This window comes from Desulfobacula sp. (assembly GCF_021107415.1).
In genome coordinates this window covers 1-8,598 of sequence record NZ_JAIOSW010000224.1, presented here as the reverse complement: position 1 = coordinate 8,598, position 8,598 = coordinate 1, and the positions used below count along the sequence as shown (strand labels likewise).

Below are 8,598 nucleotides of genomic sequence, written 5' to 3'. Positions count from 1 at the left end.
TATGGAGCCATGAAAATCCAAAAATTCCGTCGTTAACTAAAATTAAAAAAATCTTTAATACCCCTATCAGAGGAGATGGGTTAGCACCGTTGCTGACACTGGTAAAAGCCAGGAAACAAAAAATCCTCTGGCTTGCCGATGAATCCGATGAAGTGGTTATAGATCTTATGATCACCAAATTTCTGGCTGAACTTGGACATGCAGTTATTTTTGCTGTAAAAGAGGCACCATTTTTCAAAAAAGTCTGCCTGGCGGATACCAGAACAGATCCCGTTCTGATGAAAGAACTTGAAAACGCACACTTTATTCATGAAAAAACCATTAGTAAAAACAATCTGGTAAAACTCTTAAAACATGATAAAAATATCTATGTGGTGTCTGACGGGACCACAGAGGTTTTAAATCTTTTGCTTACCTCCACCACCTTTTCCAGAATTTTTAAAGAAGTGGATTGTGTTATATCACGGGGGAATACCCAGAAAAAAAGATTAATTGATTCCCACTTTAAATTTACCCAGAGCATCATCAATATCAGCCTGGATAAAAAAGGATTGCTGCTCACCTATAAACCCAGGCACCCTGATTTTATCAAATTTTCCCACGAGGACCTGGAAGAAAAGGCAAATGAAATTATCGATCAGATGAAATCAGCTAAGAAAAAAGGTATGAAAGTGATGTTTTACAGCGGGATCATCGGATCCATCCCTGGAAAGATTGATGTGGCAAAAAAAATAATGAGTACCTTTATTGAATATTTGCATAAACAATCCGCTGATCTTTTTATTATCAACCCGTCCTTCTATTATGAACCCGGCATGGATGCAGACGATCTCATGTATATGTGGGAAATTGTCCAAAAAAGCACCTATATAGACATATGGAGATTCCAGACATCAGACGATATTGCCGAAACCTTTTCACTTATAAACAAAAAAGTTCCACCGGAATGGATTGGCAAGGATTCAACTTATAGTACTGGATGTACCAAAGAGATAAGAATTGCCCGGGATGTTCAAAAAGAGAACCCGGAGATGCAGCTCATCAGCCCATCTCTGGATAAATTTATGCGTCGGAATGAATATGGAGTTGGATCCATGTATGACCAGAGGCTTGCAGATTCATAAGCCTGACTTCATCCATTGCCTCAATTGCCGGGGTAATCTTATTCGATCCAATTTTCCAGATGCAGGCCAACAATTCTTTCAAATTCTTTGGTATTGTTGGTCACCAATATCATATCCAATGATCTGGCTAAACCGGCTATGAGCAGATCATAAGGACCAATCGGCATTCCTTTTCTTTCAAGTTGTGCGCGAATAGTCGCGGCTTCTATAGCAGAAGAGCGATCAAGATCAATAAGATTCAGTGGCAGAAGAAATTTGGCAAGAGCATTCTCGGAACGTTGCCGGTATTGGCTTTTTTCAATCCCATATTGAAGTTCAAACAGGGTAATTGTGGAGATTGCAACATCCTGTGGAGAATGTTGCATGAATCGCTCAAGAACCTCTAATGGCCGCCTTTTTATAAGGTATATGCAAATATTGGTATCAAGCAGATAACGCATCAGAAAGATTCTCTCTTCTGCATGGCAGGCTGATTACGCCCGTCTTTCATAAAGTCTTCCGGAAATTCACTGAGAGATTCGAACAACGAGTCCCATGTTGTCTCTATGGGCTCCAGTATAACCTGATTGCCGTGTTTAAATATTTTCACCTCATTACCAGGAATTCTGAATGCTTTGGGCAGTCTTACTGCTTGAGAACTGCCATTTTGAAATAATTTTGCTGTTTCCATTATATCACCCCTTCCTGATGTATATATTTTTAGTATATACGTCAATAATATAGAAGTCAATTTCAAAGAAAGATTAAAATTTTTGGATTCAAAAAAGCGGACATCATGATGATCTTTGAATGTGAAATTTTGCCAATATATTTATTTTATTCTAAGGAAAAAAAGTTTTCAAGCAAAAACCTGAAAACCCTTGATATAAGTGGCGCGCCCGGAGGGATTCGAACCCCCGACCCCCTGATTCGTAGTCAGGTACTCTATCCAACTGAGCCACGGGCGCACAAAAGACCAACAGTATATATCAAGGTTTTTATAAGTTTTCAAGATTTTTTGTTTTGGAATATTTGCTTTTATGCATAAAACTTATTATAATTATATAAAAGGAATTGAAATAGGACTGTATTATTTTAAATATAAATTTTCATGGAAATAGTATCAATTTTTTTAAAAATTTTCTCTGCCACCATCTGTCTGGTTTTCCTATGGGTATGTGTTAAAAAAATCCTGGCTCTTGTTTATCCTTTACTACATGATAGAAAAAGCATGGAAATTTTAAAGGATCTGATCAGCAACAACATCTATGATAAATTCACCATCAACCGATCCATCAAATCTTACATTTATCCAAAATGCCAGGAAAGTCATCCCTATAGAAAAAAAAACCAAAAAAACAAAGGGCGTATAAAAAAAAAGGATATAACCAAAAAACTGGATATATTTCTGGATCACGATATTGCCTGCAGGCATCTGCTTATATTGGCAGATTCAGGCTTGGGCAAAACCTGCTTTGCACTTAACTATTTTACTCACAATTTGAGACGGCATAAAAAAGAACAGCATAAAATTATATTGGTGCCTTTAGGGATAAAAAAGGCAGACGAGCTGATTTTAGCCCCCTCTGATAAAAAAAACAGTGTTCTGTTTTTAGATGGATTTGATGAGGATGCAAATGCTGCTAATAAACCCCATAAGAGACTCAGACAGCTTATGGAGCTTAGCCAGAAATACAAGAGAGTTATTATTACATGCGGTACAGAATTTTTCCCAAGCGATAAAAACATGCCGGTTAAATATGGATATGAGAGGATAGGACCGGAAAATATCAACGATAACTATATGGTTGAATTCAGAAAACTCTATCTGTCTCCTTTTACTCATATCGATATTAAAAAATATATAGGCTCTCAATTTTCAATCTGGGAGACCGGCATAAAAAAAAGAATCCTGGCTTTTATCGAAAACAATCCCTTATTACGCATCAATCCTTTCCTACTCAGCTATTTTAAAGAAATTTTCCAAAAAGAAGCCGGCATACAATCAGTGAATGATCTTTATGAAAAAATCATTGAAAACTGGATCAATCACGAACCAAACTGGAAAAACAAATCCTTATTAAGCTTATTTGTCCAAAGACTTGCCCTGGACATATATTTGAGACGAAAAGAACGGGGCATGGAATCAATCACACAAAACGAACTGGTTCAAAAAGCAAAAAATTGGGAGATACCCCTCTATTTTCTGGAAAATAATATACGATCACTGATCAGCCAGACTCAATCCGGTTCGTTTAAATTCAGCCATCGCTCCATCATGGAATATTTATTCATCAAACGATTGGTATCCGGTGATAAATCATGTTATCAGACACTTCTGACAGATCAGATGAACAAATTTCTTCTTGAAACTCTGGAAAATAAAAATCCTACAAACTTAAAAATGGAATTTAATTGGCTATCCCAATTTGAGTTGATGGCACACGGCCTGACAATCAAACCATCCAATGATAACGATGTCAAACAGACAGACATTTTTAAAGCCATTTTAAGGAAAAACCAACAGTTTGAATTTTTAGGCATTTTAAAAACAATAATTCAAAATCCAATTTTTTACGAATTTGGATGGGACCTGAAATTAAATGAAAACCTGAAAAAAGCGGTTTTACAATCAAAATCCTCACTGATGAAATTATCTGAAAAAGAATGGACCGTTATGATTGACCCAAATAAAATTGAAATCACAAAACCACATCAAAAAAACCAAACAATACTAATCAATGAAAAAGATTTCAAAGAATACAATGACTTATCAAATAATACCCCAATTTTAAATCTCAACAATGCCATTGGATTAAAAGGGCTGATCATGTTAAACAATATTAATCAATCAAAAAATTTCTGCGTCCTTCCCGATCTGATAACATTTCAAAGATTCACGCTCTATTTTTGGGCAAAACAGATTAATTAGTTTGACCAAAAGAAAAAAGATTTATATAAATATAGTTTGAATTATGGATAATGAATATTATATGAATCTTGCCATTTTAGAGGCAAAAAAAGCAATAGAGATAGATGAAGTTCCTGTTGGGGCAGTCATTGTGGATAAGAACAAAAATGTTATCGGATATGGTTACAATAGCCCCATATCATCAAATGATCCCACAAGCCATGCTGAAATCAATGCCATACGCGCAGCCTCCCGGGTGTTGAACAATTACAGGCTGATCGACACGACTTTGTACGTCACCATTGAACCCTGCATTATGTGTATGGGCGCCATTATTCATGCCAGAATCAAACGACTTGTATTTGGAGCAAGAGATCCGAAATGGGGTGCGGCAGGTTCATTATATACCATGGCAGATGATAAACGATTAAATCATCACCCTGAAATCGTATCAGGGATATATGAAGAAAAAACAAAACAGCTCATAAAAAAATTTTTTATAAATAAAAGGAGTAAACAGTGGGAAATACAGTAATTGTCGGTACACAATGGGGAGATGAAGGAAAAGGCAAAATTGTTGACTTATTAAGTGAACATGCAGATTATGTCGTAAGATTTCAGGGTGGGAACAATGCCGGTCATACAATGGTTGTAGACGGCAAGGAAATTATCAGTCACCTCATCCCCTCCGGTATTATCCAGAACAAAAATTGTTTTATCGGCAATGGCGTTGTGGTTGACCCCTTTGTTCTGCTTGAAGAAATTGAATATTTATTATCAAATAATATTGATGTTTCACCGGATATGCTCAAGATAAGCAACAGAGCTCATATTATTATGCCCTATCACCGGCTGATCGACAGTGCCAGAGAAGCCAAAAAAGGAGACCAGAAAATCGGGACAACCGGCAGGGGAATCGGCCCATGTTATGAGGATAAGGCAACACGAAGAGGGATACGATTTTGTGATCTCCTTGATTTTGATCTTTTTAAAGAAAAAGTTATCACTATTCTTGAAGAAAAAAATTTTTACCTTAAAAATTATTTTAAAACCGAAACCATTGATCCCGAAACAGTCATTAATCAATTCCAACAGATCAAAGATCACCTACTACCTTATATTGCAGATGTTTCCGTGATATTGTTTGACGGAATAAACAACAATAAAACAGTGTTATTTGAAGGAGCCCAGGGCACCCACCTTGATATTGAACATGGGACCTATCCGTTTGTGACATCGTCCTCGGTTGTGTCCGGAAACGCAGCCAACGGATCAGGTGTCGGCCCTGCAAATCTTGATGAAATCATCGGGATTGTAAAAGCCTATACAACACGAGTTGGTGCCGGTCCGTTCCCAACCGAATTATTTGATGACATTGGAGATAAAATCCAGAAAACTGGTTCGGAATTCGGTGCAACAACGGGCAGGAAGAGACGATGCGGATGGCTGGATATGGTTGTTCTTAGGAATGCTGTAAGGTTAAACAGCCTCACCGGTCTTACCATCACCAAGCTCGATGTTCTTGATGATCTTGAAGAGATTAAAATTTGTACCGGTTATGAACATAATGGAACAATTATCAGGGATTTCCCCCCTGAAATTAAAATTTTACACGAATGTACGCCTGTATATGAAAATCATCCAGGCTGGAACCAGGATATTTCAGGTATCACAGAGTTTAATGACCTGCCTGAAAATGCGAAAAAATACCTGGCAAGAATCGAAGAACTCGCTAATGTTAAAATTAAAATTGTCTCTGTAGGACCGGAAAGGGAGGCGACAATAATAAAAGAAAACATTTTCAATTAGACATTTTACTTTTTTTTGTGTATAACCCTCTCTTGATGTCGGGATGTGGCTCAGTCTGGTAGAGCACAGCGTTCGGGACGCTGGGGCCGGAGGTTCAAATCCTCTCATCCCGACCAGCATCATTTGAATTGTTTTAATTATTTTTTTATCTATTGTTCTTTACCGGATCATTACGGCTTGAAAAATGTTATATCCGGCTTTTCATCTAAAATTCCCTGGTCAAGAAGGGAATCAAAAAACACTTCCATTGCTTTTACTTTTTGATCATCAAGATCACAATAAAGCAGGTCAAAATATTCTTTAATTAGAGATTGATCCAGGTTTAATTTATTTTTCCCGGCTTCAATAACCTTGTCGATATGCTGATAACCTTGTTTTTTTGATTCCAGCAGCCAGTTGTGAATTTCTTTTACACAGACAGGGTCTTTCTTTGCAAAAGAGCGCCTGACTACCCAGACCGCAAACACAAAAGGAAGCTGTGTCATTTCATACCAAAGCTGACCTAGATCAATACTATATTTAAAAACCTGATCCCAGGGGTGTGTAAGTGCTGCATCTCCGATCACCAGCACTGCATCAACAGAGTTGGAAATTCTCTGGAAATTATTTACGGAACCGACTTCATAAACCGGAGAAACCTTTCTCTGATTAAATATCATTTTGAGAAAAGAGGCAGCCGATGCCGATTCCCGGGAGAACATCACCTTTTTGCCTTCAAGATCATCAATCGGATAATTACTTGCCAGAATAACACTTAGCACCCTGCCGTGACAGGATATGGACAGATCAGGAAGCAATAGAAGATCCCTGTGATTCATGGCATAAAAGGCTGCTGATATCGGGCTAACCTGTATCTGGCCGGTTTTTATTTTCCGGTTCAAAGCAGACGGCACATCCGGAACCATTTTCAGCCAAGGGGGCAAAAGACCGTGATCAAGGCCGTAATAGACCGGGGAGGCATTGATATAACTGATTTTCCCCATGTAAACTTTTTTTTTATTCATTGGATATTATTCTTTGTAAAAGATCCTTTTTATTCATTGGCTTTACTGGTCGGTACAAAAACTGCGCTTTTTTACCCTTGGAAAGTGTACCGGTCAATTGTTCGATCCCCAGGGCTCTGGCACCGTTTATCGTACCCATTGCAAAAATAGTTTCAGGATCAAGTTTTGGGTAATGATTTCCCACAAAAGCCATTTCATCAAAAACATTTAGCGAATCACAACTGGCAAGACTGTCTGTTCCAAGGGCAGGCTCGATACCCTTTTTTATCATCTGTTCAATATCGGGAAGTTTTCCATGAAGGTTTTGATTACTTCTCGGGCAGACACAAACCTTTGCTTTAGACCGGGCAAGCATTTCCACATCCTTATTGTTCGCATTTAAAACATGAACGGCAATGGTTAAAGGGTCAAGCAGGCCCATATCAGCGACATATGCCACAGACGTCTTGGAACCAATATCCCAGGATGACCAGTCTATCCCTCTGGAAGTCAAAAAATTTGCCCACTCTCCTTTTTTATCATTTATAAATTCGGATTCATCATCAGACTCTGCCACATGGATTGAAAAAGGCAAACCATATGATTTAGACCGCCTTTTTAGAGCCATAAGCAATTGTGGAGAGGAGGTGTGCGGGGCATGTCCCGCAACCGAGAAGGAGACAGCATCATTTTTTTGGATAAAAAACGGCTGAATGTCTGATCCTAAAAACTCATGGAAACATATACCATTCAGGGCGGAATCTTGAATAATTGGTTTTATAATCCCAAGGGTCGATATATCCCCCACATAGAGATTGCCGGAATTAAACAGATCTTTGACGGCTTTTTGGGCTGCCTTGATAAGTTTTTCATCTCCCAGGGCTTCTCTTTTTTCCAAAAGCATTTTAACCCAGACTTTAAATCCCCTGTCAAAGGGCAGAGCCCCCTTTAAGGCAGACAATTCCAGGTGCAGGTGGGCATTGACAAGAGGTGGCATTAATACGCCGGGACCGTGATCGATACTCTTTTCTTTTGGGACTCCCTTGTGAACATCCTTGATTAAACCATTTTTAATTTCAAGGTGTCCATTCTCAATAATGGTAAAAGGATCAACCACTATCCAGCCTGCCCTATGCAGTTCTCTTTTATTGCTGTTTTCAATGCAGACAATATTTTCAAAATTTGTGTTCATAACAAATAATAATAGCAGTCCCGCTGCCGAGGTTCAAACCCTGCCCTGGTGATTAACCGTGTCAGCTCATCTTTGGAGAGCATGAAATCAACGCCTGCCGAAGCAACAACATTCTCCTCAATCATAGTGCTCCCCATGTCATTCGCACCGAAAAAAAGTGCGGTCTGGGCGATTTTGTCTCCCTGGGTCACCCATGAGGCCTGGATATTCTCAATATTATCGAGAAACAGCCGACTCATTGCCAGAACCCTTAAATATTCCACGCTGGTCTTCTTTTTGACTGCAATCTTTGTATTGTCCGGCTGAAAGGTCCAGGGAATAAAGGCGGTAAATCCTTGGGTTTCATCCTGCAGGCGCCTTATTTTATCCATATGCTCAAAAATATGGACATCTTTTTCAAGGTGGCCGAACATCATTGTGGCACTGGATCTCATTACCATAAGATGAGCCTGGTGCATCACTTCAAGCAATTCATAAGAACTGCACCTATTTGGTGAGACTTTTTGCCGGATATCATCACACAAAATATCTGCTCCGCCGCCGGGACTGGAAGAAAGGCCGGCCTATTTTAGAATTAATCTGGTTTCACTGATGGTCAGG

Annotated in this window: 9 protein-coding genes and 2 tRNA genes; 5 read left to right on the top strand and 6 right to left on the bottom strand. The window is 38.8% G+C overall.

Going from position 1 to position 8,598, the window contains the following annotated elements:
• A partial coding sequence (locus tag K8S13_RS12215) for an ARMT1-like domain-containing protein (RefSeq protein WP_291462857.1) occupies positions 1–1,124 on the top strand: 1,124 nt, incomplete at its 5' end.
• Between the two features lie 38 nt (positions 1,125–1,162).
• Here the strand turns inward: K8S13_RS12215 and K8S13_RS12210 are convergent.
• The 3 genes from K8S13_RS12210 to K8S13_RS12200 form a co-directional block, all read right to left on the bottom strand.
• Positions 1,163–1,564, bottom strand: a complete 402-nt coding sequence (locus tag K8S13_RS12210; RefSeq protein WP_291462855.1) for a type II toxin-antitoxin system VapC family toxin — start codon at positions 1,562–1,564, stop codon at positions 1,163–1,165.
• Positions 1,564–1,794, bottom strand: coding sequence for an antitoxin (locus tag K8S13_RS12205; protein ID WP_291462853.1), 231 nt, complete (start codon positions 1,792–1,794; stop codon positions 1,564–1,566). Before K8S13_RS12205 ends, K8S13_RS12210 begins: the two co-directional genes overlap by 1 nt.
• 200 nt (positions 1,795–1,994) lie before the next feature.
• Positions 1,995–2,071 (bottom strand) — tRNA-Arg (locus tag K8S13_RS12200).
• Positions 2,072–2,334: 263 nt separating this feature from the next.
• Between K8S13_RS12200 and K8S13_RS12195 the strand changes: the two genes are divergently transcribed.
• The 4 genes from K8S13_RS12195 to K8S13_RS12180 all read left to right on the top strand — a co-directional run bounded on the left by K8S13_RS12195 (position 2,335) and on the right by K8S13_RS12180 (position 5,939).
• Positions 2,335–4,035: a hypothetical protein gene (locus K8S13_RS12195; protein WP_291462852.1), complete on the top strand. Its 1,701-nt coding sequence runs from the start codon at positions 2,335–2,337 to the stop codon at positions 4,033–4,035.
• Between the two features lie 61 nt (positions 4,036–4,096).
• Positions 4,097–4,549 carry a tRNA adenosine(34) deaminase TadA gene (gene tadA / locus K8S13_RS12190; protein WP_367172580.1) on the top strand — a complete coding sequence of 151 codons (453 nt, stop codon included), beginning with the start codon at positions 4,097–4,099 and terminating at the stop codon, positions 4,547–4,549.
• Positions 4,534–5,823 (top strand): adenylosuccinate synthase, encoded by a 1,290-nt coding sequence (locus tag K8S13_RS12185; protein WP_291462850.1) that lies wholly within the window; start codon positions 4,534–4,536, stop codon positions 5,821–5,823. The genes tadA and K8S13_RS12185 overlap by 16 nt, the downstream gene beginning before the upstream one ends.
• Before the next feature lie 39 nt (positions 5,824–5,862).
• Positions 5,863–5,939: transfer RNA gene (locus K8S13_RS12180), tRNA-Pro, on the top strand.
• 54 nt (positions 5,940–5,993) lie between these two features.
• On the opposite strand, the gene K8S13_RS12175 is transcribed toward K8S13_RS12180, so the two are convergent.
• From K8S13_RS12175 to K8S13_RS12165, 3 genes are read right to left on the bottom strand one after another with little or no spacing between them, the layout of a single operon-like run.
• On the bottom strand, positions 5,994–6,827 hold the full coding sequence (locus tag K8S13_RS12175) for a menaquinone biosynthetic enzyme MqnA/MqnD family protein (protein ID WP_291462849.1): 834 nt from the start codon (positions 6,825–6,827) through the stop codon (positions 5,994–5,996).
• Positions 6,820–7,998, bottom strand: a complete 1,179-nt coding sequence (locus K8S13_RS12170) for an amidohydrolase family protein (RefSeq protein WP_291462848.1) — start codon at positions 7,996–7,998, stop codon at positions 6,820–6,822. Before K8S13_RS12170 ends, K8S13_RS12175 begins: the two co-directional genes overlap by 8 nt.
• Positions 7,995–8,522, bottom strand: coding sequence for a hypothetical protein (locus tag K8S13_RS12165; RefSeq protein WP_291462847.1), 528 nt, complete (start codon positions 8,520–8,522; stop codon positions 7,995–7,997). Before K8S13_RS12165 ends, K8S13_RS12170 begins: the two co-directional genes overlap by 4 nt.
• Positions 8,523–8,598: the final 76 nt, after the last annotated feature.

Excerpts from the sequence above, each read along its gene's own strand:
- K8S13_RS12210 (WP_291462855.1), bottom strand. The coding sequence starts at position 1,564 with ATGCGTTATCTGCTTGATACCAATATTTGCATATACCTTATAAAAAGG.
- K8S13_RS12205 (WP_291462853.1), bottom strand. The coding sequence starts at position 1,794 with ATGGAAACAGCAAAATTATTTCAAAATGGCAGTTCTCAAGCAGTAAGA.
- K8S13_RS12195 (WP_291462852.1), top strand. The coding sequence starts at position 2,335 with ATGGAAATTTTAAAGGATCTGATCAGCAACAACATCTATGATAAATTC.
- tadA (WP_367172580.1), top strand. The coding sequence starts at position 4,097 with ATGAATCTTGCCATTTTAGAGGCAAAAAAAGCAATAGAGATAGATGAA.
- K8S13_RS12175 (WP_291462849.1), bottom strand. The coding sequence starts at position 6,827 with ATGAATAAAAAAAAAGTTTACATGGGGAAAATCAGTTATATCAATGCC.
- K8S13_RS12170 (WP_291462848.1), bottom strand. The coding sequence starts at position 7,998 with ATGAACACAAATTTTGAAAATATTGTCTGCATTGAAAACAGCAATAAA.